At 65.0% G+C, this 16,088-nt stretch carries 15 protein-coding genes; 9 read left to right on the forward strand and 6 right to left on the reverse strand.

The window, feature by feature from the left end:
* The first annotated feature begins 128 nt into the window (after positions 1-128).
* Positions 129-1,988, forward strand: a complete 1,860-nt coding sequence (locus tag ACW7G6_RS12560) for a tetratricopeptide repeat protein (RefSeq protein ID WP_456979925.1) — start codon at positions 129-131, stop codon at positions 1,986-1,988.
* Between the two features lie 107 nt (positions 1,989-2,095).
* On the opposite strand, the gene ACW7G6_RS12565 is transcribed toward ACW7G6_RS12560, so the two are convergent.
* Complete coding sequence (locus tag ACW7G6_RS12565) at positions 2,096-4,171, reverse strand: sodium-translocating pyrophosphatase (protein ID WP_456979924.1); 2,076 nt, start codon at positions 4,169-4,171, stop codon at positions 2,096-2,098.
* 145 nt (positions 4,172-4,316) lie between these two features.
* Between ACW7G6_RS12565 and ACW7G6_RS12570 the strand changes: the two genes are divergently transcribed.
* On the forward strand, positions 4,317-4,823 hold the full coding sequence (locus ACW7G6_RS12570) for a hypothetical protein (protein WP_456979923.1): 507 nt from the start codon (positions 4,317-4,319) through the stop codon (positions 4,821-4,823).
* A 21-nt stretch (positions 4,824-4,844) separates the two neighbouring features.
* Here the strand turns inward: ACW7G6_RS12570 and ACW7G6_RS12575 are convergent, their stop codons facing one another.
* Positions 4,845-6,110 carry a 6-phosphofructokinase gene (locus ACW7G6_RS12575; protein ID WP_456979922.1) on the reverse strand — a complete coding sequence of 422 codons (1,266 nt, stop codon included), beginning with the start codon at positions 6,108-6,110 and terminating at the stop codon, positions 4,845-4,847.
* 129 nt (positions 6,111-6,239) lie between these two features.
* On the opposite strand from ACW7G6_RS12575, the gene ACW7G6_RS12580 reads away from it, so the two are divergent.
* The 3 genes from ACW7G6_RS12580 to ACW7G6_RS12590 are packed head-to-tail and all read left to right on the forward strand — an operon-like array spanning position 6,240 to position 8,865.
* Entirely contained in the window at positions 6,240-6,818 is a 579-nt protein-coding gene (locus ACW7G6_RS12580; RefSeq protein WP_456979921.1) for an adenylate kinase, read from the forward strand.
* A 21-nt stretch (positions 6,819-6,839) separates the two neighbouring features.
* Positions 6,840-8,270, forward strand: coding sequence for a UDP-N-acetylmuramate:L-alanyl-gamma-D-glutamyl-meso-diaminopimelate ligase (mpl, locus tag ACW7G6_RS12585; RefSeq protein WP_456979920.1), 1,431 nt, complete (start codon positions 6,840-6,842; stop codon positions 8,268-8,270).
* 1 nt (position 8,271) lies between these two features.
* Complete coding sequence (locus tag ACW7G6_RS12590; RefSeq protein ID WP_456980139.1) at positions 8,272-8,865, forward strand: LON peptidase substrate-binding domain-containing protein; 594 nt, start codon at positions 8,272-8,274, stop codon at positions 8,863-8,865.
* 2 nt (positions 8,866-8,867) lie between these two features.
* On the opposite strand, the gene ACW7G6_RS12595 is transcribed toward ACW7G6_RS12590, so the two are convergent.
* Complete coding sequence (locus ACW7G6_RS12595) at positions 8,868-10,859, reverse strand: bifunctional DedA family/phosphatase PAP2 family protein (RefSeq protein WP_456979919.1); 1,992 nt, start codon at positions 10,857-10,859, stop codon at positions 8,868-8,870.
* A gap of 145 nt (positions 10,860-11,004) precedes the next feature.
* Here ACW7G6_RS12595 and ACW7G6_RS12600 point away from each other — a divergent pair, with 145 nt between their 5' ends.
* The 3 genes from ACW7G6_RS12600 (at position 11,005) to ACW7G6_RS12610 (ending at position 12,991) form a co-directional block, all read left to right on the forward strand.
* The gene (locus ACW7G6_RS12600; protein ID WP_456979918.1) at positions 11,005-11,676 is read left to right on the forward strand and encodes a serine/threonine protein kinase; all 672 of its coding nucleotides are present in this window, start codon (positions 11,005-11,007) and stop codon (positions 11,674-11,676) included.
* A gap of 61 nt (positions 11,677-11,737) precedes the next feature.
* Complete coding sequence (locus tag ACW7G6_RS12605) at positions 11,738-12,553, forward strand: SDR family oxidoreductase (RefSeq protein ID WP_456979917.1); 816 nt, start codon at positions 11,738-11,740, stop codon at positions 12,551-12,553.
* Positions 12,554-12,568: 15 nt separating this feature from the next.
* Positions 12,569-12,991, forward strand: coding sequence for a VOC family protein (locus tag ACW7G6_RS12610; protein WP_456979916.1), 423 nt, complete (start codon positions 12,569-12,571; stop codon positions 12,989-12,991).
* An 83-nt stretch (positions 12,992-13,074) separates the two neighbouring features.
* Here ACW7G6_RS12610 and hemL read toward each other — a convergent pair whose 3' ends face one another.
* On the reverse strand, positions 13,075-14,364 hold the full coding sequence (hemL, locus tag ACW7G6_RS12615; protein WP_456979915.1) for a glutamate-1-semialdehyde 2,1-aminomutase: 1,290 nt from the start codon (positions 14,362-14,364) through the stop codon (positions 13,075-13,077).
* Positions 14,361-15,005: a thiamine phosphate synthase gene (gene thiE / locus ACW7G6_RS12620; RefSeq protein ID WP_456979914.1), complete on the reverse strand. Its 645-nt coding sequence runs from the start codon at positions 15,003-15,005 to the stop codon at positions 14,361-14,363. Before thiE ends, hemL begins: the two co-directional genes overlap by 4 nt.
* Positions 15,006-15,076: 71 nt before the next feature.
* On the opposite strand from thiE, the gene ACW7G6_RS12625 reads away from it, so the two are divergent.
* A complete protein-coding gene (locus ACW7G6_RS12625) occupies positions 15,077-15,268 on the forward strand; it encodes a rubredoxin (RefSeq protein ID WP_456963401.1) in 192 nt (63 codons plus the stop codon).
* Positions 15,269-15,371: 103 nt separating this feature from the next.
* Here ACW7G6_RS12625 and ACW7G6_RS12630 read toward each other — a convergent pair whose 3' ends face one another.
* Positions 15,372-15,830: a DUF192 domain-containing protein gene (locus ACW7G6_RS12630; RefSeq protein WP_456979913.1), complete on the reverse strand. Its 459-nt coding sequence runs from the start codon at positions 15,828-15,830 to the stop codon at positions 15,372-15,374.
* Between the last annotated feature and the right edge of the window lie 258 nt (positions 15,831-16,088).

Raw genomic sequence — 16,088 nt, forward strand, 5'->3', positions numbered from 1 at the left:
GTATTTCCAGCAACTGGCGTTGGGCCAATCAAGGTGCCTGCGTCGGTAGGACGGCGAATGCCGGCCGTTCAGCCGGCACACCCGCACCACTGTGCCTCGACACAGGGCCGTCCAGCCAAGGGATCGTGATGAGCGGAAGCAACCTGTTCGCCGAACTCAAACGCCGCAATGTCATCCGCATGGCGGGCCTGTATCTGGTGGGAGCCTGGTTGATCACCCAGGTGGTGGACACCATCTTCCCGATGTTCGGTGCTCCGGACTGGCTGATGCGGAGCATCGTCATCGTGCTCGCGATCGGGTTTGTACCCGCACTGGTGTTTGCCTGGGTGTTTGCATTCACGCCGGATGGTTTCAAGCTGGATGCTGTGGTTGCTGCGGCGGACTCGATCGGGTCACGCACGGCTCAACGCATGAATCTGGCCATTGTCGCCGTGCTGTTGCTCGCGCTCACGTATTTCGGGGTCGACAAGTTCGTGTTTTCCCCGCAACGCGAAGCAACGCTGCAACTGGAAGCCGAGAAGCAGGGCGCGGCGCGTGCCACCGAGCGGGTCGCGGGGAAAGCCGTCGCCGCCATCCCCGCCAAATCCATCGCGGTACTGCCGTTGGTGAACGGCAGTGGGGACAAGGATCAGCAGTACTTTTCCGACGGTCTTTCCGAAGACCTGATCACGGCGTTGTCGCAGTTTGATGGGTTGAAGGTCATCGGCCGGAACTCCGCGTTCCAGTTCCGCAACAGCAAGGACAGCAGCAAGGTGATCGGCGCCAAGCTTGGCGTCGCCCATTTACTGGAAGGCAGCGTGCGCCGGGCTGGCGATACCGTGCGCATCACCGCGCAGCTGGTCGAGGCGGCCGATGGCAGCACCCTGTGGTCGCAACATTTTGACCGGCCATTCAAGGACCTGTTTGCACTGCAGGATGAGATCACCAGTGCGGTCGCCAGTGCACTCAAGGCCCAACTGCTGACCGGGCCCGACGCCGCGATGCAAAGTGATCACCCACCCAGCGGCAATATGGATGCGTACACCGCGTACCTGCAGGGCAAGTTCTACCGTACACGCGGCACCCAGGCCGACCTGCGCAAGGCGATTGATGCCTACACCACCGCGACCCGGATCGATCCGCGCTACGCACAGGCCTACGCCATGATTTCCCACGCGTGGACGGATCTTGCGACGCAGTTTCTCGGCGGTGCGCCGGCCCAGCAGGCGTATGCACAAGCGCGCGCGGCGGCTACCAGTGCGTTGGCGCTGAATCCGGATCTGGCGGCGGTGCATGTGGCGCGCGGCCGCCTGCTGTCCACCGCGGACTTCAACTGGGCGCAGGCAGAAACCGAGTACCGCCGCGCGGTACAGCTGGCCCCCAACGATGGCGACGTCAAGTTTTCACTCGGTGTGTTGCTGGCAACCCTGGGTAATCCCGGGCAGGCGGTCGATCTGACCCGGCAAGCGTTGGCAGCCGACCCGTTGCATGCGAGCTGGTACTACTGGCTCGCCACCTATCTTGCGCCGGTCGGGCGTCTCGACGAGGCGGAGCAGGCGATCCGCAAGGCAATCGAGCTGCAACCCGAGGCGGCGGTCTATTACGAGCAACTGGCCGTCATCGAAATCCTGCGCGGCAACGCCAAGGCCGCGCTGATCTCAGCGCGACAGGAGCCGGCAGGGGTCTGGCACGACATTGCACTCGCGCTGGCACTGCAGATCGGTGATGACCGTGAGGCCGCCGATGCCGCATTGCAGGCCCTGGTTGACGCCCAGGCCGATGTTGCCGCGTATCAGATCGCCGACGTGTATGCCCTGCGCAATGACGCGGACAAGGTCTTTGAATGGCTGGATCGCGCGTGGGTCAACCGCGACCCGGGAGTCGCCTACCTGCTCTACGATCCCTTCATCCTGCGTTACCGGGATGACCCGCGTTTTTCTGCGTTTGCCCGCAAGATTGGATTGCCGACGCCAGGCGCCACTTCGGCATCAATGGGGTCCGGGCACTGAAAGGTGAACATCACGTCGGGGGTGGTGCCGGCGCCACGGAATCCATGGCCCACCTGTAAAAAAGGGCGGCCCGAAGGCCGCCCTGGATATCCGTGATGCCGGTGTGGCTACAGCAGCGGCACCATCAGCAGCGCGACGATATTGATGATCTTGATCAGCGGGTTGATTGCCGGGCCGGCGGTGTCCTTGTACGGATCGCCGACGGTATCGCCGGTTACCGCCGCCATGTGCGCGTCGCTGCCCTTGCCGCCGTGATGACCGTCTTCGATGTACTTTTTCGCGTTATCCCACGCGCCGCCACCGGTCGTCATCGAGATCGCCACGAAAATCCCGGTCACGATCGTGCCGATCAGCAATCCGCCCAGCGCCTTCGGTCCCAGCAACAGACCGACCACGATCGGCACGGCCACCGGCAACAGTGAAGGCAGGATCATCTCCTTGATCGCCGACTTGGTCAGCATGTCGACCGCGCGCGAATAATCCGGCTTGCCGGTGCCTTCCATGATCCCGGGGATCTCGCGGAACTGTCGGCGTACTTCCTCCACCACCGCGCCCGCAGCCCGGCCGACCGCCTCCATCGCCATCGCGCCGAACAGGTAGGGAATCAATCCGCCGATCAACAGGCCGATGATCACCATGTGGTCGGAAAGATCGAAACGCATGGCCTCGTAGGCGACGCCGGTGAGGGCCGCCTTGGCTTCACCGGCGGTGTTGAGGTTGTGGGTGTAATCGGCAAACAGCACCAGTGCCGCCAGTGCCGCCGAACCGATCGCATAGCCCTTGGTCACGGCCTTGGTGGTGTTGCCGACTGCATCCAGCGGGTCGGTGATATCGCGCACCTCCGGCGGCAGGTCGGCCATCTCCGCGATGCCACCGGCGTTGTCGGTGATCGGGCCGTAGGCATCAAGGGCGACGATCATGCCGGCCATCGACAACATGGCGGTTGCGGCGATGGCGATGCCGTACAGGCCTCCAAGCGCGTGCGCGCCCCAGATTGCCGCACAGACCACCAGCACCGGCCAGGCGGTCGACTTCATCGAGATGCCCAGGCCCGCAATGATGTTGGTGCCATGCCCGGTGGTGGACGCCGCGGCGATGTGCTGCACCGGCTTGAATTGCGTGCCGGTGTAGTACTCGGTGATCCACACGATCAAGCCCGTCAGCACCAGGCCGATCAGGCCGCAGTAGAAGATGTTGGTCGAGGACACCGACAGCGTGCCATCCAGCGAGGTCAGCCCGTCCGGGAACATGTCGGCGGTAACGAACCAGAACGCCACCGCCGACAACACGGCAGACACGATCACGCCCTTGTACAGCGCGCCCATGATCGAGCCACCGGCCTTCACCTTGACGAAGAACGCGCCGATGATCGAGGCGATGATCGACACTGCGCCCAGCATCAGCGGATACAACACCGCGTTGGTGTCGGCGGCGAACATCAACCCGCCCAGCAACATGGTGGCGATGATCGTCACCGCGTAGGTCTCGAACAGGTCCGCGGCCATGCCGGCACAGTCACCGACGTTGTCGCCGACGTTGTCGGCAATCACCGCCGGGTTGCGCGGGTCGTCCTCGGGGATCCCGGCCTCGACCTTGCCGACCAGGTCGGCACCGACGTCGGCGCCCTTGGTGAAGATACCGCCGCCAAGACGGGCGAAGATCGAAATCAGCGAGCTGCCGAACGCCAGTCCGAGCAATGCATGCAGTGCAGGCTCGCCAACGATGCCGATCTTCTCCAGTACCAACCAGTAACCGGCGACCCCCAGCAGGCCCAGTCCGACCACCAGCATCCCGGTGATCGCGCCGCCCCTGAAGGCAACATCCATCGCCGGCCCGATGCCGCGCCGCGCCGCCTCGGCGGTACGCACGTTGGCGCGCACCGAGACATTCATGCCGATATAACCGGCGGCACCCGACAACACCGCGCCGAGTGCAAACCCGATCGCGGTCGGCCAACCCAGGAAGATGCCGATGACGACGAATAACACCACCCCGGCGACCGAGATCGTCAGGTACTGCCGATTGAGATAGGCGCGAGCGCCTTCCTGGATCGCGCCGGCGATCTCCTGCATGCGTTCATTGCCGGCGGGCTGCGCGCTGATCCAGCGCGCCGAGATGATCCCGTACAGGATCGCGATAACGGCGCACACGAGCGCCAAGGTCAAACCGTACTGCTCCAGCATGGACCCCTCCCCAATAGAAAGTGGACAACAACATGGAATTTCGGATTACGCGCCTTACAACGCCACGACTATGGCACATTCCGGCGGCCGTTCAGGCGCGTCGTGGCAGCCTGCGCTTCAACCTGTAGCTGACCGGAGCGCGCCCATGCGCCTGATGCCCTTGTTACTTCTCGTTGCGGCACTGCCCGCAATGGCCGCCGACCCCAAGCCGGAGATTGACCGCCCGGCTGCCACTGCCCAGGCCGTTGGGGTGGCGCATACCCTGCGCACAATCCCGGAGGCCTGTGCCCGCCTGGAAGGCGTGTTTACCGGTGAGACCGCCGATCCGTACCGGTTCGCGGTCGTTCGCACCAGCCCGAACTGCCAGCCACGCGCGCGTTTCGTGGACGCCGCCAAGGCGAAGCCTTCGCTTGCCGGCGGATGGATACTCAACGACCTGATCAGCGTGCCCAACGCCGCCTGTCCATCGCAACAGGCCATCGTGCAGGTGTGGCGCAATGCCGCCGAAGGCGCCACGCCGGAGCTGGACGCACAGGGTCGCGTCCGGGTGTACCTCGATGGCTCCAAGCCCGCATCCAGCGCCGACAAGCCAGCGGCCGCCAGTGTGTTTGCGGCGGTGATGAAGGTGGAAGGCAAGACCTGCAACGACTGAGCTGCCTCATCCGGGCGAGTTTCAACCCGTTTCGACATCCCACGGCGGCAGTTGCGCCTTTACCGCGATATTTTTCAGCGTGACGTACCTGGGCAAGCCGTCGCGTCCGTATGGCGGCGGTGCTTCGCCCCGGATCAGCGGCTCCAGATAGGTGCGGGCTTTTTCGGTGATGCCGTAGCCGTCGCGGCGCAGGAATCCCGCTGGCATCTTCTTTTCCTTGTTGGCGATCTTCGACAGCGGTGCCGGCTCGATCTTCCAGCGATAGGGCGCGTCGCCGGTGCGCACGATCACCGGCATCACCGAATTCATGCCCTTCAGGGCGAACTCGACCGCTGCCTTGCCCACCGCCTGCGCGTGGTCCAGATCGGTCCTGGAGGCCAGGTGCCGCGCCGAGCGCTGCAGGTAGTCGGGCAGCGCATAGTGGACCTTGTAGTCCAGCATGCGCTGGACCCGGCCGGCGAGATGGGAAGCCACGCCGCCAAGTTGGGCGTGGCCAAAGGAGTCCTTGCCGCCGCCGGCATCGGCGACAAACGCACCATCGGCGTTGCGGATGCCTTCGCTGGCGACCACCACGCAATAGCCGACGCGCTTGACGACCGATTCCACCTTGGCGAGAAAAACCGCCTCGTCGAACACGCGTTCCGGGAACAGGATGATGTGCGGTGCCTCGTCGGGTCCGTTGCCCGCCAGTCCGGCCGACGCAGCCAACCAACCGGCATGCCGGCCCATCGCCTCGTACACGAACACCTTGGTCGACGTCTCGGCCATGGCAGCCACATCCAGCGCCGCTTCGCGCACGGATACCGCGGTGTACTTCGCCGCCGAGCCGAAGCCGGGGCTGCAATCGGTCAGCGCGAGGTCATTGTCGATGGTCTTGGGCACGCCGATGCACGTCAGCGGGTAGTCGAACTCGGCCGCCAGCTTCGACATCTTCAATGCGGTGTCGGCCGAATCATTGCCGCCGTTGTAGAGGAACCAGCGCACGTCATGGGCACGCAGCACGTCCAGCAGGCGCTCGTACCTGGCTCGGTCCTCGTCCAGTGACTTGAGCTTGAACCGGCATGATCCGAACGCGCCGCCGGGCGTGTGGGCGAGGGCGCGAATCGCGGCGATCGACTCTTTCGAGGTGTCGATCAGCTCCTCGCGCAATGCACCCAGGATCCCGTTGCGCGCGGCCAGTACCTTGACCTTGTGGGCGCGAGCGGTCTGGATCACCGCCGAAGCGGTGGCGTTGATAACGGCGGTGACACCGCCGGACTGGGCATAGAGCAGGGTTCCCGAGGGCATGGGGCTTCCAGAGGTAGGTGCCGGGATAGCCCCAGGATGCGGTAAGCTGGGCGCCGTTTGCCCCGGCAGGTTGACAGGTCGCTGCAATTGTAGCGCCGGCCCCGTGAGGCCCAGATTCAGGAGACAGTGATGCGATTGGTACTTCTCGGCCCGCCCGGTTCCGGCAAGGGCACACAGGCCACCCGCCTCAAGGATCATTTGCAGGTACCGCACATCTCCACCGGCGATTTGCTGCGTGCGGAAGTTGCCGCCGGCACCCCGCTTGGCCTTGAGGCAAAAGAGGTGATGGCTCGTGGTGAGCTGGTGAGCGACGCGATCCTGCTGGGCATGCTCGAGGATCGCTTCTCGCGGGCCGACACCCGTGGCGGTTTCATCCTCGATGGCTATCCGCGCAATCTGGCCCAGGCCGACGCACTGAACACGTTGCTCGAGCGCATCGGCCAGCCGATGGATGCGGCGGTGCAACTGGAGGTGCCGACCGAGTTGCTGGTCGAACGGATCGCCGGCCGGGCCCAGGCTGAAGGTCGCGCCGACGACACACCCGAATCGGTCCGTACCCGTCTGCAGGTCTACGTCGACCAGACCGCGCCGGTGGTCAATTTCTTCCGTCAGCGCGGCAAGCTCAGCGTGGTGGATGGGGTGGGCTCGCTGGACGAGGTGTTCGCGCGGCTGATCGAGGCGCTGGCACCGGTCCCGCAGGTCGGCTAGCCCGGCAGAACCGGTAAACGCATGAAACTCCATATCCTCGGCATCGCCGGCACCTTCATGGGCGGCGTCGCGGCGCTGGCGCGCGAGCTTGGCCACCAGGTGGAGGGCAGCGACCAGGCGGTATATCCGCCGATGTCGACCTTGCTGGAGGAACTGGGCATCGAGCTGCGCCAAGGCTACGACCCGGCCAACATCTCCGCCGACTGCGACCAGATCGTGATCGGCAATGCGCTCTCGCGTGGCAACCCGGCCGTGGAGCAGGTGCTGGACGATAACCAGAAGTACATCTCCGGTGCCCAGTGGTTGGCCGAGAATGTATTGCCGGGTCGCGACGTGCTTGCCGTCGCCGGTACCCACGGCAAGACCACCACGACCTCGATATTGGCCTGGTTGCTGGAGGCGGCCGGCCGCGCGCCGGGCTTCCTGATCGGCGGCGTGGCCGAGGATTTCGGGGTCTCGGCGCGGGTGGGTGGCGGCGCGCCCTCATCCACGGCGCCGGGCTCCTTGTTCGTGGTCGAGGCCGACGAGTACGACACCGCGTTCTTCGACAAGCGCAGCAAGTTCGTGCATTACCGGCCGCTGGTGGCGATCCTCAACAACCTGGAATTCGACCACGCCGACATCTTTCCGGACGTGGCCGCGATCCAGCGCCAGTTCCACCACTTGGTGCGCACGGTGCCACGCCGCGGCCGGTTGGTCGTCAATGGTGAGGACCGGCATCTGGCGGAGATGCTTGCAATGGGCTGCTGGACGCCGGTGGTGAGCTTCGGCCTGGATGCTTCGCTGGCCGTGAGTCCGGTCACCCCGGACCAGCCATTCCACTGGACCGCCCGTTTGCTGGCGCAGGACGGCAGCGCTTTCATGGTCATCCACGACGGCGTCGAGCTGGGCGAAGTGCATTGGTCGCTGTTGGGCCGGCATAACGTGATGAACGCATTGGCGGCGCTCGCTGCCGTGGACGCGGTCGGCGGCGATGTCGCCGCCGTGTTGCCGGCATTGACCAGCTTCCACAGCGTCAAGCGGCGAATGGAGTTGATTGGCCAGGACGCCGACATCACCGTTTACGACGACTTCGCCCACCATCCCACCGCGATCGCCACCACCCTGGCCGGGTTGCGGGCCAAGGTCGGCAAGGCGCGTGTCATCGTGGCGATGGAGCCGCGCAGCAATTCGATGCGGCTGGGTGCACACGCCGACGCGCTGGCACCGTCGCTGGACGAGGCCGACGTGGTGGTATTCCTGCACCGGCCGGAGTTGGCGTGGGATGCCGGCAAGGTGATTGCCGCCCTGCGCGGCGAGGGCATTGCCGCGGCCGATACAGACGCCTTGCTCGCGTTACTGGGCCAGCAGACGCGGTCCGGCGACCACGTGGTATTCATGTCCAACGGTGGTTTTGACGGAGCGCCGCGGCGTTTCATGGCGATGCTGCAGGGCCAACCTGGACTGCGCTAGGCTGGTGACAATGTCGAACCAGACCGATCCCCCATCGTTGTCATTGTTTCCGTTGCCGGCTGTCCTGTTCCCGGGCGGCACGCTGGGACTGCGGGTATTCGAGCCGCGTTACCTGGACCTGGTACGGGAGTGCGGCCGCAACAGCTGCGGCTTTGGTATTTGCCTGATCCTGGAAGAGGACGCCATGGGTTCCGCGGCGGCTTACGGCACCGAGGCGCTGATCGAGGATTTCGACACCGGTGACGATGGGTTGTTGACCTTGCAGGTACGCGGCGCGCGGCGTTTCCACGTGCGTCAGGTCGCCGTCCGTGCCAACGGCCTGCAGGTGGCCCAGGTGGACTGGTGCGATCCCGATCCGGTCGAGCCGTTGCGTCCGCAACACGGCTTGCTGTCGACCTTGCTGAAAGGGGTGGTCGAGCAGGTCGGCGGCGAGTACGCGAAGCTGGCTGATGCGCACCTGGACGACGCGGCGTGGGTCGGTTGGCGACTGGCCGAGATGTTGCCGTTGTCCGACCCGCAGCGCCAGCAACTGCTCCAGACCGATGATCCACACGAGCGACTGGACCAAATGCTCTCGTTGCTTCCGGACAGCTGAGCCTAAGGGTTGATGCGTACCCGGAGCACCGGTACGCCATTGTGCGGGTGTTGCGCCTGGATCGAGTCGAACCCTTTCAGTGCATCGGCTACTCGCCCATGCGCCTCACCGTTGTGGGGGGCGGGCAGCCACAGCACCGCCGCTCCGAGTGGCTTGCTGGCCTGCAAGGTCTGGGTGGTGCCGATCCACAAGGGGGTGGCGTCGTCCAGCGCGGCTGGCGCCGGCCACAAGCGCAACGCGTACTGCTCGCCCGGCTCGGCTCCGGGGTGCAGCATCAACAGGGTCTCGGCGTGCGCATCCAGCGTTGCCGGGAGCACGACCTGGTCCGTTATCGGCGTGTCGTCATCGAGCAGTGTAATCGTGCCGGTCCAGTCGGCCTGCGGTTGCACCCGCCACCCGGCGGCTTCCATCGCCGTCTGCAGCGGTGCCAGTGGGCCGGCTACCTGCATGTCCAGCGGCCAGCGTCGGCGTGCATCATGCTCGTTGCGTTGCGCGGGCAGTCCGGCCCAGCCGTCGTGCCACCAGTCGTCGTTGCTGACCTGCACGCTGGGTGGTGCGGTTGGGAAGCGGCTCAGCAGCGCGTCGGCCGCGTGCGGGGCGTGCCATGCCGCGGCGATCGCGAAGCTGCCGTAAAACAGCGCCGACAGCGGATGCATCCAGAACGAGCGTGCCACGTGGCTGCGGTAGGAAATGCCCAGGATCAACAGCCAGATCAGGCCGAACAATGTGCCGCCGACCAGGTCGCTCAACCAGTGCGCGCCCAGGTAGAGCCGGGCGAACCCGACCACGGTGGTGATGACGCCGGCCAGCAGGTATGGCCAGACACGTTTACGCCCAGGCAGCTCGCGCGCAATCAACACCGCGAAAAAACCGAAGATGATCGTGGTCATGGTCACCGCCACGGACGGGAAGCCAAACCCCGGGGGGGCGGTTGGCGGCCGCGGCATGTCGATCACCGCCTCAAGCAGACTGGTCAGTGCCAGGCCAAACGCGAGCGCCGCGATCCAGTGGGCGGCCGCCATCCAGCGCCGTCGCCACAACAGGTAGGCCAGCGCCACGCTTGCCGCCACACCCAACACCTGGATGTCGCCCAGGCTTGCCAGGCCCGCCATCAGGTGATCGGCCAACGGGTTGCGCAAGCGCCACATCAGGTCCTGCAGGTGATGGTCCACCGCCAGTGGACCGCCGCTGGCCAGCAGCAACGCCAACAAGGTGAAGCAGATCCAGCTGATCGCCAGCAAACACGCCGCGAGCATCAGCAACGACGCAGAACCGGGCCGGTTCGGATCGACCAACGCGCCGGCGTAACGACCGAGCAGGGGATGGGCATGGATCCAGCGCAACAAGCGCGCCAACAGATGGTCGGCGTTGTTGGCAAACCAGCGCCAGGTGTAGAGCACCGCGGCCCAGACCAGGGCAATGGCTACCGCCAGACCACCCAGTGCCAATGCGAGTCGATCAGCAACCGCCGCTGCGGCATCGTAAGAGGCTCCCAACACCCAACCCGGGGCCAGGAATACTGCCGCCCAGGCCAGACTGGCGAATGCGCTGGGTAGGGCGTATCGCCGCAGCGGCATCTGCAGCATGCCCGCGATCACCGGTACGAACGGCCGCACCGCGCCCACGAATCGGGCAATCAGGATGCTTTTGATTCCGTGGCGACGAAACAGGGTCTCGCCGCGATCCAGCCATTGCGGGTAGCGAACGAATGGCCAGTGCTGGCGCAGCCGGCGCGGCCCGAGGTGGCGTCCAAACCAGTAGCTGAGTGCGTCGCCGAGGAATGCACCGCTGGCCGCGCACATCACTGCATAGGGACCGTTGACATGCCCCAGACCGACCAGCGCGCCGGCGGCAAACAGCAACGGCAATGCCGGGACCACGATACCGATCACCACCAGCGCGTCGCAGAAGGCGATCAGGAAGATCAAGGCGCCGGCCGCTACGGGGTGCGTGCCAATCCACGCGGTGACGCTGTCGATCCAAGCCGGATTCATCGGCTCATTATGTCAGTGTCATGCTGGTTTTGATGCCTGTTGGGCAAGCCTGCGGCTACGGGATTCAGGAACCAACCGCCCGCCTGTGTGCCAACAACGGCGGGCGGGAGCTGCCGAACCAGGCGGCTGCCGGTAAAGTGGCGTGATGAGCACTTCGCATTCCGCTGTCGCATTGGAAGTCACCGCGCTGAAAGCCGACAGCTTTGGCCGGATTTCGCTGATGCGCGACCACAGCGGGTTATTCATACGTCGTGACCTCGCCCATGTGCCGGCATGCCTGCGGCTACCGGCATGGTGGCTGGCCCGACGCGAAGCGCGTGCCTTGCAATGTATTGATGGAATGCCGGCCACGCCGCGCTTGTTACGCTGGGACGGCCGACGCCTGGAGCGCAGCTACATGGAGGGCGCGGCGATGTACCAGGCTCCGCCGCATGGTGACCTGGCGTATTTCCAGGGTGCCCGCCATTTGTTGCAGCAGCTCCACCGGCACGGGCTGGTCCACAACGACCTGGCCAAGGAGGCCAACTGGTTGGTGCTGGTCGATGGGAGCCCGGCGATCATTGATTTCCAGCTGGCCGTTCGTGGCCATCCGCGCTCGCGCTGGATGCGCCTGCTTGCACGCGAAGACCTGCGCCATCTGCTCAAGCACAAGCGCACTTATTGCCCGGAAATGCTGACCCCGGTCGAGCTGCGCGTGTTGAAGCGCCATTCCTGGGTGCGCCAAGCGTGGTTCGCCACCGGAAAGCCGGTATATCGCTTCATCACCCGCCGGCTGCTGCATTGGGAGGATAACGAGGGCATGGGTCCGAAGCCCTGAGATCGCGGTGCAGGCACGGAGTCACTGCCTACAATGGGCCGACCCCACGACTGGAGCATTCATGCCCACCTTGTCAGGCAAGACCTTGTTCATCACCGGTGCTTCGCGTGGCATCGGTCGTGCCATCGCATTGCGGGCGGCGCGCGACGGCGCCAATATCGTCATCGCGGCCCGCTCGTCGTCTGCCCATTCCAAGTTGCCTGGCACCATCCACACGGTCGCCGCGGAAGTCGAGGAGTCAGGTGGAAAAGCGTTGGCGGTCCAATGCGATATCCGTGATGAGGCGCAGGTCGATGCGGCCGTCGCCGCCGCGGTCGAGACGTTCGGCGGGATCGATATCCTGGTCAACAATGCCAGCGCGATCTGGCTACAGGGGGTGTTGGATACGCCGATGAAGCGATTCGACCTGATGCACCAGGTGAATGCACGCGGTAGCTTCCTGTGCGCGCAAGCTTGCCTGCCGCACCTGCAGAAGGCATCCAACCCGCATATCCTCACCTTGGCGCCGCCGCCCAGCCTGGATCCAAAGTGGTGGGGACCGCATACCGGCTACACCCTGGCCAAGATGGGGATGAGCTTCGTGACGCTTGGAGTTGCGGCGGAGTTCGGGCCGCAAGGGGTCGCGGTCAACGCGCTATGGCCACGCACGATCATTGCCACCGATGCGCTCAACATGATCCCGGGTATCGATGTAGCCGGCTGTCGCAAGCCGGAGATCGTCGCCGATGCCGCGCACGCGGTGCTGGTGCGGCCGGCCGCCGGCTTCCACGGCCAGTTCCTGATCGATGAGCAGGTGCTGGTCGAGGCGGGCGTCGAGGACTTTTCCGTCTACGCGATGGATCCGGCGCAACCGTTGCTGCCGGACCTTTTTTTGTGATTTGAGGAGCGCTTGATGAAATACCTGCACGCCATGATTCGGGTCCATGACCTGGACGCCACCAGCCGATTCTTCACCGAAGGGTTGGGGCTGGTGCAGACACGCCGGATGGATAATGCCGAAGGCAAGTTCTCCCTGGTCTATTTCGGCGCCCCGGAAAACCCCGAAGCCGAGATCGAGCTGACCCACAACTGGGGTTCGCAGGAGGACTACGGGAACGCGCGCAACTTTGGCCACCTTGCGTTCCAGGTCGACGATATCTACGCGACCTGTGCCCACCTGCAATCGCGGGGTATTGCGATCAACCGGCCGCCGCGCGACGGCCGGATGGCTTTCGTGCTCTCTCCGGACCTGATCTCGATCGAGTTGCTGCAAAAGGGCGAGGCGCTGCCCGTGGCCGAGCCGTGGGCCTCGATGCCAAACACCGGGCAGTGGTGACCGACGGCGGCCGCCCGCATGCAAGTGGTCGTTTACTCGAACCGTTCTGGCAGTTCGGTGCCAGCGCCGTCAGGCAGCCGGTTTCAATCCTTGCATGCCGCAAACGCCTCGCGCGCGGCGCTCACGGTGACGGCGATATCGGCTTGCTCGTGTGCACTGGACATGAAACCGGCTTCGAAGGCCGACGGGGCGAAATACACGCCTCGTTCGAGCATCGCATGGAAGAACCGGCCAAACCGGGCGGCATCGGATGCGGTGGCATCCGCGAACGATTCCACCGGGCCTTCGCGGAAATACAAGCCGAACATCCCCGGCGCGCGGGTGGTGTGGAACGGTACGCCAGCGTCACGGGCGGCCGATTCCAGCCCATCGCACAACGTGTTGGTGCTGGCTTCCAGCGCATCATGGAAACCAGGCGCCTGGATCAGGCCTAGCGTTGCCAGTCCCGCGGCCATCGCGACCGGGTTGCCGCTCAGTGTGCCGGCCTGGTAAATCGGTCCGCTTGGCGCGACCTGGCTCATCAGCTCGCGCCGGCCGCCAAAAGCCCCAACCGGCATGCCGCCGCCGATGATCTTGCCGAACGTGCTCAGGTCCGGACTGACCTGATAGCGCTGTTGCGCGCCGCCCAGTGCGACCCGGAAGCCGGTCATCACCTCGTCAAAGATCAACAGCGCACCGTGCTGGGTGCACAGGTCGCGCAGGTGCTGCAGGTAGCCAGCGCGCGGCAGGATGCAATTGGCGTTGCCGACGATCGGCTCGATGATCAGGCCGGCGATCTCGTCGCCGATCTCCTCGAACATCGCGGTCGCGGCGTCGAAGTCGTTGTATGGCAAGGTCGAGGTCAGGTCCGCGAGCGCCTTGGGCACACCGGGCGAGTTCGGCAGGCCCAGGGTCAGCGCGCCGCTGCCGGCCTTGACCAGGAAGCTGTCACCGTGGCCGTGGTAGCAGCCTTCGAACTTGACGATCCGCGACCGTCCGGTAGCGCCGCGCGCAACCCGGATGGCGGACAGCGTCGCCTCGGTACCGGAGTTGACCATCCGCACCATCTCGCAGCTGGGCATGAGCCGGGTGATGGTCTCGGCCATCGTCACTTCCAGCTCGTTGGGTACCCCGAAGCTGAGGCCGTCGCGCATGGTTCGCGCAACCGCGTCGAGCACCTGTGGATGCGCATGGCCGGCGATCATCGGCCCCCAGGAGCCGACGTAGTCGATGTAGCGGTTACCGTCGACATCGAACAGATAGGGTCCTTGCGCGCGCTGGGCGAAGAACGGCTCCCCGCCCACCGACTTGAACGCGCGTACCGGTGAATTGACGCCGCCGGGCAGCAATTGGCTCGCGCGGGCGAACAAGGCATGCGAGTGGTCGTGGTTCATTCGGGAAGTGCTCCAGCAACAGTGAAACAGGAAAGGTAGGCGCGGGTCGCGGCGACCGGGTCGGGGGCATCGAATATCCCGCCCACGACCGCCAGCAGGTCGGCGCCGGACTCGACCAGTACCCGTCCATTGTCCGGCGTGATCCCGCCGATGGCCACCACGGGCACTCCCAGCCGGGCCGCGCGACGCAGCAGTTCCGGCGGGGCACGGCGAGCCAACGGCTTGGTGGTCGAGACGAAGAAGGCGCCAAAGGCGACGTAACTGGCGCCCTGCGCTATGGCGTCAACGGCCCATTCCAGGCTGTCCTGACAGGTGGCGCCCAGGATGGCATGCGCTCCCAGCGCCGCACGAGCAGCCGCGAGGTCGCCGTCGCCTTGGCCCAGGTGCGCGCCGTCCGCCCCCAGCGCGACCGCAAGCTGCCAATCGTCGTTGATGATCAGTGGCACACCGTATTGCCGGCACAGCGGCTTCAGTGCAAGCACTTGTTGCTTCCGCAAGACGGCGTCGGCGGACTTGTTGCGGTATTGCAGCCAACCCGCGCCGGCGCGCAGGACCGGTTCGATCCGGGCAAGCAGTCGTGCGGTGTCCGGTTCGTCGGGCGTGATCGCGTAAAGGCCCTTGCGCGGCCAAGCTGGGTTCATGGGAAGCTTTCACCTGAGGTAGGGGGATGGGATAATGAGGTCGTCACCCTTCAATTGAGCATTATCCGACCATGTCCGAGATCGCCTCCATTGTGGAGTTCCGCACCTGGATGTGTGTGGTGTGCGGCTTCATCTACGACGAAGCATCCGGTCTTCCGGAAGAGGGCATCGCGCCGGGCACCCGCTGGGACGACGTTCCAGAGACCTGGACCTGTCCTGATTGCGGTGTCACCAAGGATGACTTCGAGATGATGGAGCTGTGACACCGAGGCCCGGTGATCGTCGCGATCGAAGTTGTACTGGTTGATGTCGCAGGCCCGCTCCATTGGGGAACGGCGCGCCCACAACCGACAGGCCGGCTTTTCGTCAGAGTGTCGGGATATCCGGGCCTAGTCGGAGTTCGGCACCGTTCTGCAGTCCCAGTCGAGCAGCCTGGCCAGCATTGAGTTCCAGCACGTATCGCGCCGGAGCATCACTGGGGTAGGGCGGACAGGCGTTGCCCGCCGAACACGGCGGGACATCACGTTGCTGTGACACCAGGCGACGGTCGTCGTCGAAGTACAGGATGTCCAACGCGATCCTGGTGTTCTTCATCCAGTACGCTTGCGGTCCCTGCCGCTCATGGATGAACAGCATGCCGCGGTCATCGGCCATATGGTCCCGGAACATCAGTCCGCGGGCGCGTTCGGCGTCGTCGTCGGCAATCTCCACCGCGTAGCGGGCGTCGCCCACTTCAACCCACAAGCCATTGCCCAAGGCGCTTCCGGACAAAAACAGCGCACAAAGCAGCAGCGCGCCGGCGGAAATGTCTCGTATCGGGGTCATTGCCAGTCCTTTTGATTCCTACCCGGCAAACCTTCCTGCACCACCGGAGATGCGTCAAGCCGGAAGTTGCCGAAATGCTGCGCCGGGTCTTCCCTGTTCATCCCCACTGGTGCAGACTACGCGGCCGCGCCGACCCGGATGAGCAGGACGGCGGAGCGGGTTGATGGGTTTCGGGGTTCACGAGGTGTTGACGTGCCCTGAAAACCGGTTAAGATGGTCGGCTCGACGCAGCAACACCGGGTCGGGGCAGCGGGAAAA

The sequence above is a fragment of the Lysobacter sp. A421 genome, from assembly GCF_054052145.1.